14 protein-coding genes are annotated in these 13624 nt (G+C 67.0%); 11 read left to right on the forward strand and 3 right to left on the reverse strand.

Features of this window, described 5'->3' with window-relative positions; translation table 11 throughout:
- Positions 1-27: 27 nt before the first annotated feature.
- From NF876_RS11635 to NF876_RS11660, 6 genes are all read left to right on the forward strand, one after another.
- Complete coding sequence (locus tag NF876_RS11635; RefSeq protein ID WP_262268959.1) at positions 28-1479, forward strand: pyruvate dehydrogenase complex E1 component subunit beta; 1452 nt, start codon at positions 28-30, stop codon at positions 1477-1479.
- A gap of 4 nt (positions 1480-1483) precedes the next feature.
- Positions 1484-1780 carry a DUF5076 domain-containing protein gene (locus NF876_RS11640; RefSeq protein WP_009491179.1) on the forward strand — a complete coding sequence of 99 codons (297 nt, stop codon included), beginning with the start codon at positions 1484-1486 and terminating at the stop codon, positions 1778-1780.
- 29 nt (positions 1781-1809) lie between these two features.
- Positions 1810-3240 carry a pyruvate dehydrogenase complex dihydrolipoamide acetyltransferase gene (locus NF876_RS11645; RefSeq protein ID WP_262268960.1) on the forward strand — a complete coding sequence of 477 codons (1431 nt, stop codon included), beginning with the start codon at positions 1810-1812 and terminating at the stop codon, positions 3238-3240.
- Positions 3241-3296: 56 nt separating this feature from the next.
- The gene (locus NF876_RS11650) at positions 3297-3686 is read left to right on the forward strand and encodes a tautomerase family protein (protein ID WP_262268961.1); all 390 of its coding nucleotides are present in this window, start codon (positions 3297-3299) and stop codon (positions 3684-3686) included.
- Between the two features lie 4 nt (positions 3687-3690).
- Positions 3691-5130, forward strand: a complete 1440-nt coding sequence (gene lpdA, locus NF876_RS11655) for a dihydrolipoyl dehydrogenase (protein ID WP_262268962.1) — start codon at positions 3691-3693, stop codon at positions 5128-5130.
- A 138-nt stretch (positions 5131-5268) separates the two neighbouring features.
- A complete protein-coding gene (locus NF876_RS11660) occupies positions 5269-6603 on the forward strand; it encodes a dicarboxylate/amino acid:cation symporter (RefSeq protein ID WP_262268963.1) in 1335 nt (444 codons plus the stop codon).
- Between the two features lie 10 nt (positions 6604-6613).
- On the opposite strand, the gene NF876_RS11665 is transcribed toward NF876_RS11660, so the two are convergent.
- Entirely contained in the window at positions 6614-7531 is a 918-nt protein-coding gene (locus tag NF876_RS11665; RefSeq protein WP_262268964.1) for a DMT family transporter, read from the reverse strand.
- Positions 7532-7634: 103 nt separating this feature from the next.
- Here NF876_RS11665 and NF876_RS11670 point away from each other — a divergent pair, with 103 nt between their 5' ends.
- The 5 genes from NF876_RS11670 to NF876_RS11690 all read left to right on the forward strand — a co-directional run bounded on the left by NF876_RS11670 (position 7635) and on the right by NF876_RS11690 (position 11918).
- The gene (locus NF876_RS11670; protein ID WP_373696645.1) at positions 7635-9044 is read left to right on the forward strand and encodes an aminotransferase-like domain-containing protein; all 1410 of its coding nucleotides are present in this window, start codon (positions 7635-7637) and stop codon (positions 9042-9044) included.
- 113 nt (positions 9045-9157) lie between these two features.
- Positions 9158-9610: a GFA family protein gene (locus NF876_RS11675; RefSeq protein ID WP_262268965.1), complete on the forward strand. Its 453-nt coding sequence runs from the start codon at positions 9158-9160 to the stop codon at positions 9608-9610.
- Positions 9611-9920: 310 nt separating this feature from the next.
- Positions 9921-10880: a lipoyl synthase gene (lipA, locus tag NF876_RS11680; protein WP_262268966.1), complete on the forward strand. Its 960-nt coding sequence runs from the start codon at positions 9921-9923 to the stop codon at positions 10878-10880.
- Positions 10881-10908: 28 nt separating this feature from the next.
- Positions 10909-11433 carry a P-loop NTPase family protein gene (locus NF876_RS11685; protein WP_262268967.1) on the forward strand — a complete coding sequence of 175 codons (525 nt, stop codon included), beginning with the start codon at positions 10909-10911 and terminating at the stop codon, positions 11431-11433.
- Between the two features lie 2 nt (positions 11434-11435).
- Entirely contained in the window at positions 11436-11918 is a 483-nt protein-coding gene (locus tag NF876_RS11690; protein WP_262268968.1) for a type II toxin-antitoxin system RatA family toxin, read from the forward strand.
- Here NF876_RS11690 and NF876_RS11695 read toward each other — a convergent pair whose 3' ends face one another.
- Together NF876_RS11695 and NF876_RS11700 are read right to left on the reverse strand one after the other, a co-directional pair.
- Positions 11919-12407: a CinA family protein gene (locus NF876_RS11695; RefSeq protein ID WP_262268969.1), complete on the reverse strand. Its 489-nt coding sequence runs from the start codon at positions 12405-12407 to the stop codon at positions 11919-11921.
- Complete coding sequence (locus tag NF876_RS11700; protein ID WP_262268970.1) at positions 12404-13597, reverse strand: bifunctional 2-C-methyl-D-erythritol 4-phosphate cytidylyltransferase/2-C-methyl-D-erythritol 2,4-cyclodiphosphate synthase; 1194 nt, start codon at positions 13595-13597, stop codon at positions 12404-12406. Before NF876_RS11700 ends, NF876_RS11695 begins: the two co-directional genes overlap by 4 nt.
- Positions 13598-13624: the final 27 nt, after the last annotated feature.

Genomic DNA, 13624 nt, shown 5'->3' on the forward strand with positions numbered 1-13624 from the left:
GCTGCGACAATCAAAACGAGTCTTTTAATGGCGATCGATATTCTCATGCCTGCCCTCTCGCCCACCATGGAGCAGGGCAAACTGGCCAAATGGCTGAAAAAGGAAGGCGATCAGGTCAAGCCCGGCGACGTGCTGGCCGAGATCGAGACCGACAAGGCCACCATGGAGGTCGAGGCGATCGACGAGGGCGTCCTCGCCAAGATCCTCATCTCCGACGGCACGGACAACGTGGCCGTGAACACCCCCATCGCGATTCTGGCCGGCGAGGGTGAGGACGTTTCCTCCGCGGCGGCGTCGGCCAAGGCGCCGGCCGCTCCGGCGCCGGAGTCCCAGCCGGCACCGACGCCCGACATGGAGCGGGAAGGCATGGCCGACCGCCCGTCGCCGGATTCCATCCAGGGTACGGACGTGACTCCGGTGGGCGAGCCTGCGGCCCCCTACGTGATCCAGACCCGCACGGCGCACGATGCCATGGCGGAGATCCCGGAAGGGACCGAGATGGTCTCCATGACGGTCCGCGAGGCGCTTCGCGACGCCATGGCGGAAGAGATGCGCAAGGACGACACGGTGTTCGTCATGGGCGAAGAGGTGGCCGAGTACCAGGGCGCCTACAAGGTCACCCAGGGCCTTCTGCAGGAATTCGGCGCCAAGCGCGTGATCGACACGCCGATCACCGAGCACGGCTTTGCCGGCGTGGGCGTCGGCGCCGCCTTCACGGGCCTGCGCCCGGTTGTCGAGTTCATGACCTTCAACTTCGCCATGCAGGCGATCGACCAGATCATCAATTCGGCCGCCAAGACCCTCTACATGTCCGGCGGCCAGCTCGGCGCCCCCATCGTGTTCCGCGGGCCCAACGGGGCCGCCGCCCGCGTGGCCGCCCAGCACAGCCAGGACTTCGCCGCCTGGTATTCGCAGGTTCCTGGCCTCAAGGTCGTGGCGCCTTACTCGGCCTCGGACGCGAAGGGCCTCCTCAAGAGCGCCATCCGCGATCCGAACCCGGTCGTGTTCCTGGAGAACGAGATTCTCTACGGCCAGTCTTTCCCGGTGCCGAAGCTCGACGACTTCACGGTCCCGATCGGCAAGGCGCGCATCCACCGTCAGGGCAAGGACGTGACCATCGTGTCCTTCTCCATCGGCATGACCTACGCGCTGAAGGCTGCCGAGGAACTGGCCAAGGAAGGCATCGAGGCCGAGGTCATCGACCTGCGCACGATCCGCCCCATGGACACCGACACGATCGTCGCCTCGGTCATGAAGACCGGCCGCTGCGTCACGGTGGAAGAGGGCTATCCGCAATCGGGCGTCGGCGCCGAGATCGCCATGCGCATCATGGAGAATGCGTTCGACTATCTCGACGCCCCCGTGATCCGCGTGACCGGCAAGGACGTGCCCATGCCCTACGCGGCCAACCTCGAGAAGCTCGCGCTCCCGTCGGTGGCGGAAGTGGTGCAGGCGGCGAAGGCCGTTTGCTACAGGTGATGAAATGACTGAACGGAAATTCGAGGCTCTCAACGTTCCGCCCGACGCCCTGGAAAAAGGGGGCGTCGAGATCCTGAGGGCTTCGGTCGTCGACGGGGCGGTGAGCATCGCGCTGCGCCGCGCCTTCGACGATCCGTTTACCTGGGGCGTGCTCCTGGTGGATCTCGCCCGTCATGCCGCGCGCGTCTACGCCATGGAAACCGAGTTCTCCGAAGAGGAGGCTCTCGCCGAGATCACGGCCGGCATCCAGGCCGAGCTCGACGATCCGAGCGATCCGGGCTCGACGCAGGCGATCAATTAAACCTTTCCAGATCAGGATCCATCAACGCCATGCCCATCAATATCCTGATGCCCGCCCTGTCTCCCACCATGGAAAAGGGCAACCTTGCCAAGTGGCTGAAGAAGGAAGGCGACCCGGTGAAATCCGGCGACGTGATCGCCGAGATCGAGACCGACAAGGCCACCATGGAGGTGGAAGCGGTCGACGAAGGCATCCTCGCCAAGATCGTCGTTCCGGAAGGCACGGCCGATGTTCCGGTCAACCAGCTCATCGCCCTGATCGCCGGCGAGGGCGAGGACCCGAAGAGCGTCACGGCTCCCGCCGCGGGCGGCGCCGCTCCGGCTCCGGCGCCCAAGGCGGAAGCCGCCCCGGCTCCGGCCGCTCCCGCGGCGGCGCCTCAGCCGCAGGCCAATGCCATTCCTGGCGATGCCTCGGCTCACATGTCCTATGCCCGGGTCGATCAGGCGCCGGCCGGCCCCGCGCAGGCGGCCAAGCCCAACGGGGCAGGGCAGCAGACCGGCAACCGGGTCTTCGCCTCTCCGCTCGCCAAGCGCATCGCGAAGGAAGCCGGCGTCGACCTCGGGTCGGTCCGGGGTTCGGGACCGCATGGCCGGATCGTCGAGAAGGACGTCCGCGCCGCGCTCCAGGGCGGAGGCGCCAAGCCCGCCGCCGCTCCGGCGGCGGCTGCGGCTGCGCCGGCACCGGTGGCCAAGCCGGCGGCCCCGCAGCTCGCGCCGAGCATGGGCGCCGACCAGGTCAAGGCGATGTTCGAGGCCGGCTCCTACGAGGAGGTGCCGCTCGACGGCATGCGCAAGACGATCGCCAAGCGCCTCGTCGAGTCGAAGCAGACGGTGCCGCACTTCTACCTGGCGCTCGACTGCGAGCTCGACGCCCTGATGGCGCTGCGCGAGCAGATCAACAACGCGGCCGGGAAGGACAAGGACGGCAAGCCCGCCTACAAGCTCTCGGTCAACGACTTCGTCATCAAGGCGCTCGCCATCGCGCTCCAGCGCGTGCCGGCCGCAAACGCGGTCTGGGCCGAGGACCGCATCCTGAAGATGAAGCACTCCGACGTGGGCGTGGCGGTCGCCATCGAGGGCGGCCTGTTCACCCCGGTCGTGCGCAGGGCCGAGCAGAAGACCCTCACGGCCATCTCGGCCGAGGTGAAGGACATGGCGGGCCGGGCCCGCAACCGCCGCCTCAAGCCGGAGGAATACACCGGCGGCTCGACCGCGGTGTCGAATCTCGGCATGTACGGCATCAAGGACTTCCAGGCCGTCATCAACCCGCCCCACGGCACGATCCTTGCGGTCGGCGCCGGCGAGCAGCGGGTGGTGGTGAAGAACGGCGCACCGGCGGTCGTGCAGGCCATGACCGTGACGCTCTCCTGCGACCACCGGGTGGTCGACGGGGCGCTCGGGGCGGAACTCCTGGCGGCCTTCAAGCAGCTCATCGAGAGCCCGATGGGCATGCTGGTCTGAAAGACGTCATGGCCGGGCTTGTCCCGGCCATTCTCTGTCGGCGATAGGGAGGCTCCATGCCGCTCATCCGCATCTCGCTTCGCAACGGCAAGACGCCCGCCTATCGGAAGGCGCTGGCGGACGGGGTCTATCTCGCCCTGCGCGAAACGTTCAACGTTCCCGAGGACGATCTCTTCGTCACCGTCAGCGAGCACGAGGGCGACAACTTCTTCTACGGGGCGAACTATCTCGACATCCCGCGGAGCGACGATCTCGTCATCATCCAGCTCACCGTCAGCAACACACGGACCATCGACCAGAAGAAGGCCCTCTTCAGACGGATCGTCGAGAAGCTCGAGGCGGATCCCGGCCTTCGTCCCGAGGACGTGTTCATCAACCTGATCGAAGTCGAAAAGGAAAACTGGTCCTTCGGTCACGGCATCGCGCAGTACGCGCAGGGGAACTAGCACTATGGCAAACCAGTACGACATCATCGTCATCGGCGGCGGGCCGGGGGGCTATGTGGCGGCGATCCGCGCGGCCCAGCTCGGGTTCAAGACCGCCGTGGTGGAGCGCGAGCATCTGGGCGGCATCTGCCTCAACTGGGGCTGCATCCCGACCAAGGCGCTCCTGCGTTCGGCCGAGATCTACCACTACATGGAGCACGCCAAGGATTACGGCCTGTCGGCCCAGGGCATCGGCTTCGACGCGGCCGCCATCGTCAACCGCTCGCGCGGAGTCTCGGGACGCCTCAACGGCGGCGTCGGCATGCTGCTGAAGAAGAACAAGGTCGACGTGATCTGGGGCGAGGCGACGATCTCGAAGGTCGGCGAGGTGGTCGTGACCGCCCCGAAGAAGCCCGCCATGCAGCCGCAGAACCCCGTTCCGAAAGGCGTGCTGGAGCCCGGGACCTACCAGGCCAAGAACATCATCGTGGCGACCGGCGCGCGCCCCAGGGCGCTGCCGGGCATCGAGCCGGACGGCAAGCTGATCTGGACCTATTTCGAGGCCATGGTGCCGCCTTCCATGCCGAAGTCGCTCATCGTCATGGGCTCGGGCGCCATCGGGATCGAGTTCGCCTCCTTCTACCGCACCATGGGCGTGGACGTGACCGTGGTCGAGGTCATGCCGCAGATCCTGCCGGTGGAGGACGCGGAAATCGCCGCGCTCGCCCGCAAGCGCTTCGAGAAGCAGGGCATGAAGATCTTCTCGGGCGCCAAGGTCACCAAGGTCGAGAAGGGCGCGAACTCCATCACGGCCACCATCGACGACGGCAAGGGCGGCACGCAGACGATCACCGCCGAGCGGATGATCTCGGCGGTCGGGGTCGTCGGCAACATCGAGAATCTGGGCCTGGAGAAGCTCGGGGTGAAGATCGAACGGGGCGTGGTCGTCACGGACGGCCTCGGACGGACCAATGTGCCCGGCATCTACGCCATCGGCGACGTGGCCGGCCCCCCGATGCTGGCGCACAAGGCGGAGCACGAGGGCGTCATCTGCGTCGAGACCATCAAGGGCCTGCATGCCCACGCCATGGACAAGGCCAAGATCCCGGGCTGCACCTATTGCAACCCGCAGATCGCCTCCGTGGGCCTCACCGAGGCCAAGGCGAAGGAGCAGGGCTACGACATCCGGGTCGGCCGCTTCCCGTTCATCGGCAACGGCAAGGCCATCGCGCTCGGCGAGCCCGACGGCCTGGTGAAGACGATCTTCGACAAGAAGACCGGCCAGCTGCTCGGCGCCCACATGGTCGGCGCCGAGGTGACGGAGCTGATCCAGGGCTTCGTGATCGCGATGAATCTCGAGACAACGGAAGAAGACCTGATCCACGCCGTCTTCCCGCACCCGACCCTCTCTGAGACCATGCACGAGAGCGTCATGGATGCCTACGACCGGGTGATCCACATCTGAGGCGCTCCGGTCCCCAACTTTGCGTGGACCCAAGGCGAGTTCCAGGAATTAACCAGCCAGGACCGGTGAAACGGCCCTGGCTGCGCCGTCTGACGACGGGGACAGCCGCCCAGACCGTCGGCACGGGAGGAGGCGGCGATGACAAGCGTCGCAATGAGGGACGAGGTGCGGACCTCGCAGTCCCGCAGGAAGCCCTGGTACAAGGTTCTCTACATCCAGGTTCTGATCGCCATCTTTCTCGGCATTCTCGTCGGCTGGCTCTTCCCGGACCTGGCCAAGAGCGACTGGATCAAGGCCCTCGGGGACGGCTTCATCAAGCTCATCAAGATGGTCATCGCGCCGATCATCTTCTGCACGGTGGTGTCCGGCATCGCCCACATCCAGGACGCCAAGAAGGTGGGACGGGTCGGCATCAAGGCCCTCGTCTATTTCGAGGTGGTGTCGACCTTCGCGCTCGTCATCGGCCTTCTCGTCGGCAATATCGTGAAGCCGGGCGCAGGGTTCGCCGGGACGCCGGACCCGGCCGCAGTCGCCGGCTACGCCAAGCAGGCCGCCGAGCAGAAGCCGGTCGATTTCCTTCTGCACATCATTCCCGACAGCGTGGTCGGGGCCTTCGCCCAGGGCGACATCCTCCAGGTCCTGCTGTTCGCGATCCTGTTCGGCTTCGCCCTCCTGGTTCTCGGCGAGCGGGGCGAGACGGTCCGCAATATCATCGACGACGTGGCGCATGGCATGTTCGGCGTCATCGCCATCGTCATGAAGGCGGCCCCGATCGGGGCTTTCGGGGCCATGGCCTTCACGATCGGGCGCTACGGCCCCTCGGCGCTGGGAAACCTCTTCGGCCTGATCGTGACCTTCTATGCCACGGCGGCGCTGTTCATCTTCGTCGTGCTGGGCGTGATCGCGCGGATCGTGGGCTTCAGCATCTTCAAGTTCATCGGCTACATCAAGGACGAGCTGCTGATCGTGCTCGGCACCAGCTCGTCCGAGAGCGCCCTGCCGCAGCTCATGGAGAAGCTCGAACGGCTCGGCTGCTCGAAATCCGTCGTGGGCCTCGTGGTCCCGACCGGCTATTCGTTCAACCTCGACGGCACCAACATCTACATGACCCTGGCGACCCTGTTCATCGCGCAGGCGCTGGGCTACGACCTCACCCTCAGCCAGCAGCTCACCATCCTGCTCGTGGCGCTGCTCACCTCGAAGGGCGCCAGCGGCGTCACCGGGGCGGGCTTCATCACGCTGGCCGCGACCCTGGCGGTGGTGAACCCGGCCCTCGTGCCCGGAATGGCGATCATCCTCGGCATCGACAAGTTCATGAGCGAGGTGCGCGCGCTCACCAACATCACCGGCAACGGCGTGGCCGCCGTGGTCGTGGCCTGGTGGGAGGGCGAGCTCGACCGCGACAAGCTCAATGCGGGCCTCAACCGGCAGGTCGACCCGTCCGACGTCGAGACCGCCGTGACCACGGATTGATCGCCGGATGTTAGGAGCGGGTGCCCGCCCGGACCTTCGGCAGAAGCGTGACGCCCGCCCTCTCGGGCCTGGCGAATCTCTTCGCGCCGGCCACGCAGCCGATCACCGCGAGCGTGGCGGCGATCATCGACCACCCGACCGTCTCGTGCAGAAGGGCGGCCGCCCAGAGGAGGCCGAGGAACGGCTGCAGGAGCTGCAGCTGCCCCACGCCGGCGATGCCTCCCAGGGCGAGGCCCCGGTACCAGAACACGAAGCCGATCAGCATGGAGAACAGGGACACATAGGCGAGCCCGAGCCATGCCGGGAGGCCGATTCCACCCAGGGAGTCGGGCCATGTGAGAAGCGTCAGCGGCCCCGTGACGGGCAGCGACAGGGCCAGGGCCCAGGAAATGACCTGCCATCCGCCGAGCCGCCGCGCCAGCGTCGCGCCTTCGGCGTAGCCGAGCCCGCAGAGAAGAACCGCCCCGACCATCAGCAGATCGCCGGCCGGTGAGGCCGAGAATCCCTGGAGCAGCGAGAACCCGGCCACCATCGCGCCGCCGAGCCCCGAGAAGACCCAGAAGGCCGGCTGCGGCCGCTCGCCCCCCCGCAGCACCCCGAAGACCGCTGTCGCCAGGGGCAGGAGGCCGATGAACACGATCGAATGGGCCGACGTGACATGCCGGAGCGCCAAGGCGGTCAGGAGCGGGAAGCCGATGACGACGCCCAGCGACACGATCCCGAGGGCGGCAAGGTCGGACCGGGCCGGGCGCTTCTGGCGCAGGATCATCAGCAGGGCGGCGCCGAGGAGCCCGGCGATGCAGGCCCGCGCCACTGTCAGGAACAGGGGATCCAAATCCGCCACGGCCACGCGCGTGGCCGGCAGCGAGCCGCTGAAGATCAGCACGCCGACGAAGCCGCTGATCCATCCTGTCTTCGTCCGGTCCATGTCCGTGCCTCCGCGGGATGATCTTCTCGGCTCGATCACATGGTTTTTCCAGGTACGGTCCAGTACAGTTCATCCGAACTGTCATGGTCATGGAGGCAGTACAGTGGATGAGCTCGGAACCAATCGCCCGCCCGGAACCCGGGTGGAGCATGTCATGCAGGCGGTCCGCGCGCGGATCGCAAGCCGGTCCCTGAACCCGGGCGCGAAGCTGCCGTCGATCCGCGCCCTTGCCACGACGATGGGCGTGTCCAAGTCCACAATCGTCGAGGCCTATGACCGGCTGGCGGCGGAAGGCGTCATCCGGTCGAGGCCGGGCTCCGGCTTCTTCAGCGCGGCGGCGCCGCCGCCCCTGTCTCTCGCGGAGCTCGGGCCGCGCCTCGACCGGGCCGTCGACCCGTTCTGGGTGTCGCGACAGTCCCTGGAGGCGGGGCCGGCGATGCTCAAGCCCGGCTGCGGCTGGCTTCCGGCCGAATGGATGCCCGATGAAGACATCCGCCGCGCCCTCCGCCAGCTCGCCCGGACCAGGGAAACCGCGAAGCTGACCGATTACGGCACGCCGGGAGGACTGGCGCCTTTGCGTCAGCTCCTGTCGCGCCGCATGGCCGAGCAGGGCTTTCATGCCGGTCCGGACCAGATCCTGCTGACCGAATCCGGCACCCAGGCGATCGATCTCGTATGCCGGCTCCTGCTGCAACCGGGCGATGCGGTCCTGGTGGACGATCCCTGCTATTTCAACTTCCTGGCCGTTCTGCGTGCCCATCACGCGAAGATCGTCGGCGTCCCCTATACCCCGGAGGGGCCCGACCTCGTGGCATACGAGGCGGCGCTCGCCGAGCACCGGCCCCGCCTCTACATCACCACCTCCGGCCTCCATAACCCGACCGGCGCCACATTGAGAGCCGCGACGGCCCACAAGGTGCTCAAGCTCGCCGAAACCCATGGGGCCCTCATCGTCGAGGACGACATCTTCGCCGATTTCGAAAGGGAGCCGGCGCCGCGACTCGCCGCTCTCGACGGCCTCGACCGCGTGGTGCGGATCGGGAGCTTCTCCAAAACGCTTTCAGCCTCCTTCCGGTGCGGTTACATCGCGGCCAGGACGGACTGGATCGACAGGCTGGTCGATCTCAGGATCGCCACCGGCTTTGCCAGCAGTCCCTTGTCGCAGGATCTCGTCTTCAGCGTCCTCGGCAGCGGCACCTACCGCAAATACCTGGACGGGCTGCGGGTCCGCCTTGCGAAGGCGAGGACGGACACTCTGCGGCGTCTGCGCGCCCTCGGCATCGAACCGTGGCTGGAACCCGAGGCCGGCATGCTGCTCTGGTGCCGTCTGCCGGATCGCCTGAACGCCGCCGACGTGGCGCGGCACGCGCTTCGGGGCGGCGTGGTGCTCGCGCCCGGCAATGTCTTCAGCCCGGCGCAGACCGCCGCCGATTTCATGCGTTTCAACGTGGCCCAGTGCGGGGACGAGCGCGTGTTCAGGATTCTCGACGGAGCCATGCGGTCCGGGCTCTGAACGCATCCCGGGCGGACGCCGCGGCGCAGCGATCAGCGTTCAGGTCCAGTGGCGTTGACGCCCGCCAGCGATCCGCAGCAATCTTGCCCTCCAGCTCTGAAGAGGAGGGGGACATGGCGGGTTCGGATAATCGGCACGAGGGCCGGTGCCGGTGCGGTCGGGTCAGGTTTCGTGTCGATGGGCATCCCATCATCGCCATGGCCTGTCATTGCGAGGGTTGCCAACGCATGACCGCGAGCGCCTTCTCGCTGAGCGTCCTTTATCCGAGCGACCGGTTTGCCGTGCTGCAGGGCGAGCCCGTGATCGGCGGACTGCACGGTGCCACGCGGCACTTCTTCTGCCCGCACTGCATGAGCTGGCTCTTCACCCGGCCCGAGGGCATGGACGAGTTCGTCAACGTCCGCACCGCGATGCTCGAAGACCCGGGCCGGTTCCCGCCGTTCATCGAGACCTATACGAGCGAGAAGCTCCCATGGGCCACCACACCGGCCCTGCACAGCTTCGAGAGCCTGCCGCCGATGGAGCGCTATCCCGAGCTGGCGGCCGAGTTCGCGTCGCGTCGCTGACGCCCCTCACGTCCTGACGCCCTCCGCACGTCATGGCCGGCCATCCCGATCCGAGAAACGCCGCCGCCACGGAAGGGAGATCACCGGCGTGATGACGTGGAGCTGATCATGTCCGAAGAGCTCGATCCGGAACGGCACGGAGCGGCGCAGCGGCGGCATCCCCGCGAGCCCGTCGATGGCGGGAAACCCCGGTCACGATGCAACGATAGGGCAGGCCTGCCATCTGAGCATTTGCGAATGTCCGCCGGACGTCTTAAATCAGCGGCAGATCAGGAAGGGCAGGGTTCCCTCGCCCAGGGATTGTAGCTTCATGGCCGTCGTTCTCGACCTCCTCAACAAGGACCAACGCCCCCGCCATCCGGAAAAGGCGCATCGGCCGGACCAGCCCGTTCAGCAGCGCAAGCCCGAATGGATTCGCGTGAAGGCTCCCGGTTCGCCGAAATGGGCCGAGACCAACCGGATCGTGCGCGAGAACAAGCTCGTCACCGTCTGCGAGGAGGCCGGCTGCCCCAATATCGGCGAATGCTGGGAGAAGAAGCACGCCACCTTCATGATCATGGGCGACACCTGCACCCGGGCCTGCGCGTTCTGCAACGTGAAGACCGGCCTGCCGCAGGCCCTCGATCGGAACGAGCCCGAGAGCGTCGCCAAGGCCGTGGAGAAGCTCGGCCTGGAGCATGTGGTCATCACGTCCGTGGACCGTGACGACCTGGCGGACGGCGGCGCGCAGCATTTCGCCGACGTGATCCGGGCCATCCGGGCCCGTTCGCCGAAGACCACCATCGAGATCCTGACGCCCGACTTCCTCCGCAAGCCCGGCGCACTCGAGATCGTGGTGGCGGCCAAGCCCGACGTGTTCAACCACAACCTCGAGACCGTGCCGTCCAAGTACCTGAAGGTCCGGCCCGGGGCCCGCTACTTCCACTCCATCCGCCTGCTGCAGCAGGTGAAGGAGCTCGATCCGACGATCTTCACCAAATCCGGCATCATGGTCGGCCTGGGCGAGGAGCGGAACGAGGTTCTCCAGCTCATGGACGATCTTCGCTCTGCCGATGTGGACTTCATGACCATCGGCCAATACCTCCAGCCCACCAAGAAGCACCATCCGGTGATTCGCTTCGTGACGCCCGACGAATTCAAGGCCTTTGAAACCACGGCCTATGCCAAGGGTTTCCTCCTCGTCTCCTCGACCCCGCTGACGCGCTCGTCGCACCACGCGGGAGAGGATTTTGCCAAGCTGAAGGCGGCTCGTCTGGCGAAGCTCGGCTGAAACCTGACGGACACGGTTCGGACTTGGCATGCAGCGCATCTTGGTGATCGGCAGCCCGGGCGCGGGCAAGAGCACCCTGGCGAGCCGTCTCGCAGGGCGCCTCGATCTGCCGCTGATCCACCTCGACCGGGAGTATTTCGGCCCCGGCTGGACCGTGCCCGACAGGGCCGAATGGCGTGAGCGGGTGAAGACCCTCGCGGCCCGGCCGGCCTGGGTCATGGACGGCAACTACGCCAGCACCTTCGATATTCGTGTTCCCCGGGCGACCGCCATCGTCTGGCTCGACCTGCCGCGCTGGCGATGCGCGTCGAGCGTTCTCTGGCGCGTGGCGAGGAACTACGGTCGCCCCCGGGCCGATCTGGGCGACGCCGGGCCGGAACGGTTCGACTGGTCCTTCATGCGCTGGATCTGGTCCTACCCGCGACGGATGCGGCCGAAAACAGCCCGGATGCTGGAGCGTCTGCGCCCCGATCAGCAGGTTTACGTGCTGCGCTCCCGCTCCGAGATCCCGGCCCTCGAGGCCACGCTTGCAACCGTCAAAGAGGCCGCCTGAGCATGCCGACCTTTCGCACCACGCGCACCGTCCAGCATACGCCGGCTCAGATGTTCGCCCTGGTGGCCGATGTGGAGCGCTATCCGGAATTCGTGCCGCTCTGCGAAGAATTGCGGGTCATGCGCCGGGTCCAGAGCGGGGAGGGCATCGAGTCGCTCGTCGCCACGATGTCGGTGGGCTACAAGGCCATCCGGGAAACCTTCACCACCCGGGTGACCCTCGACGATCCACGTCGGAAGATCACGGTCGAGTACGTGGACGGGCCCTTCAAGTATCTCGAGAACCGCTGGACATTCCGCGAGGCGCCGGGCGGCTGCGAGGTGGATTTCTACATCAACTACGAGTTCAAGAGCTTCGCGCTGGGGCTTCTGATGGGCAGCGTCTTCGACAAGGCCTTCCGCAAGTTCACCGAAGCCTTCGAGGAGCGGGCGGACGAGATCTACGGCGCGCCGCCCGCGTCCCGGGCCGGGGCCAAGACCGCCTGATCAGCGTAGAACCTGCTCGAGCAGGGACAGGGCGTCCTCGACGGCCCGACGACGCACAATCTCCCGGCCGAGGTCGCCGTAGCGGCGCTCGAGGTGCACCGTCCCGGCCCCCTTTCGGGCGAGGCCGAAATGCACCAGACCGACCGGCTTCGCGGCCGTCCCGCCGGTCGGGCCGGCAACCCCCGTGATGCCCAAAGCCACGTCGGCGCGCGAACGGGCGAGGGCGCCCTCCGCCATGGACCGGGCGACCTTTTCGCTGACGGCGCCCTCGGAGACGATCAGTTCGGCCGGGACCCCGATCAGCTCCGTCTTCGCCTCGTTGGAATAGGTCACGAAGCCACGCTCCACCACAGCGGAAGAGCCCGAGATCTCCGTCAGCAACGCCGCCACGAGGCCTCCGGTGCAGGATTCCGCCGTGGCGATCTTCAGGCCCCGCCCGCGATAGGCCTCGAGGAGCGCTGCGGCGCGGTTCACCAATTCAGGGGTCATGGACTTGTCTCCGGCAGGCGGATCGTGGCGGCCGCCTGCGCGGCAATGCCCTCGCGGCGGCCCGTAAAGCCTAGTTTCTCGGTGGTCGTCGCCTTGAGCGAGACCTGGTCGACGCGCAGGCCGGCGATTTCCGCGATCCTCTGCCGCATCTCCTCCCGATGGGGGCCGAGCCGCGGTAGCTCGCAGAGCAGGGTCGCGTCGAGATGATCGACCATCCCGCCCCGACGGCGGACGAGCTCCACCGCATGGGAGAGGAACCGGTCGGAGGAGGCGCCGCGCCATTGCGGATCGCTCGGCGGGAAGTGGGTGCCGATGTCCCCGTCGGCCAGGGCCCCGAGGATAGCGTCCGTCAGGGCATGAAGGATCACGTCGCCGTCCGAATGAGCGACCACCCCGCGGTCGTGAGGAACCTTGACTCCGCCGAGCCAGACATGGTCGCCGTCGCCGAAAGCATGCACGTCGAAGCCGGTTCCAAGGCGGGTCAGGTATGTGGTGTCTCGGCTTGTCATGCGCCGCTCGGCCTCTTGGAAATCCCCAGGATGGGTCAGTTTGACATTGCCCGCTTCGCCCTCGAAAACGTGAACCGTCAGCCCGGCCCATTCCGCCAGGGCGCCATCGTCGGTGAAACCATGAAGGCCCGAGGCCGCCGCGTTGCGGTGTGCGTCGAGGAGGAGCGGAAACTTGAAGGATTGCGGGGTCTGCACCGCCCTGAGCGCCGACCGATCCGGGGTGGAGACCACCTCGGACCGATCCCCGACGATCTTGATCGTATCCGTGACCGGAATCCCCGGGACGGCCGCATCCCAGAGGAGGCCAGCCTCGATGGCTCTGTCGATCAGGTCAGGGCTCGCGAAGGGGCGGGCCGCATCGTGCACGAGGACGATCTCGGGGTCCGAAGCCGCCAGCGCGTCCAATCCGCTGCGAACCGAATCCTGCCGCGTCGCACCGCCATGGACGCATGGCAGGAGTGCCGGTGTGACGGATGGCAAACCCCGGACCGCTGCCTCATAAAGCGCCCGGTCGTCAGGGTGGATCACGACGACGGCCCGGGTGATCCGCGGGTGGGAAGCAAAGGCGAGGAGCGTTCCTGCGAGGACGGATTGCCCGTGCACCAGGCGGTACTGCTTCGGGATTCCTTCCCCGGCTCTCGATCCACGGCCTGCGGCAACGATGAGGGCGGCAACTGACATCCGGGCGAGATCTCCGCGACGAACGTT

It is taken from the genome of Microvirga yunnanensis (genome assembly GCF_025460875.1).

Bases quoted from the DNA above. Each gene is read 5' to 3' on its own strand.
- NF876_RS11660 (WP_262268963.1), top strand. From the start codon at position 5,269: ATGACAAGCGTCGCAATGAGGGACGAGGTGCGGACCTCGCAGTCCCGC.
- NF876_RS11650 (WP_262268961.1), top strand. From the start codon at position 3,297: ATGCCGCTCATCCGCATCTCGCTTCGCAACGGCAAGACGCCCGCCTAT.
- NF876_RS11665 (WP_262268964.1), bottom strand. From the start codon at position 7,531: ATGGACCGGACGAAGACAGGATGGATCAGCGGCTTCGTCGGCGTGCTG.
- NF876_RS11700 (WP_262268970.1), bottom strand. From the start codon at position 13,597: ATGTCAGTTGCCGCCCTCATCGTTGCCGCAGGCCGTGGATCGAGAGCC.
- NF876_RS11685 (WP_262268967.1), top strand. From the start codon at position 10,909: ATGCAGCGCATCTTGGTGATCGGCAGCCCGGGCGCGGGCAAGAGCACC.
- NF876_RS11645 (WP_262268960.1), top strand. From the start codon at position 1,810: ATGCCCATCAATATCCTGATGCCCGCCCTGTCTCCCACCATGGAAAAG.
- NF876_RS11675 (WP_262268965.1), top strand. From the start codon at position 9,158: ATGGCGGGTTCGGATAATCGGCACGAGGGCCGGTGCCGGTGCGGTCGG.
- NF876_RS11695 (WP_262268969.1), bottom strand. From the start codon at position 12,407: ATGACCCCTGAATTGGTGAACCGCGCCGCAGCGCTCCTCGAGGCCTAT.
- NF876_RS11690 (WP_262268968.1), top strand. From the start codon at position 11,436: ATGCCGACCTTTCGCACCACGCGCACCGTCCAGCATACGCCGGCTCAG.
- lpdA (WP_262268962.1), top strand. From the start codon at position 3,691: ATGGCAAACCAGTACGACATCATCGTCATCGGCGGCGGGCCGGGGGGC.
- NF876_RS11635 (WP_262268959.1), top strand. From the start codon at position 28: ATGGCGATCGATATTCTCATGCCTGCCCTCTCGCCCACCATGGAGCAG.
- lipA (WP_262268966.1), top strand. From the start codon at position 9,921: ATGGCCGTCGTTCTCGACCTCCTCAACAAGGACCAACGCCCCCGCCAT.
- NF876_RS11640 (WP_009491179.1), top strand. From the start codon at position 1,484: ATGACTGAACGGAAATTCGAGGCTCTCAACGTTCCGCCCGACGCCCTG.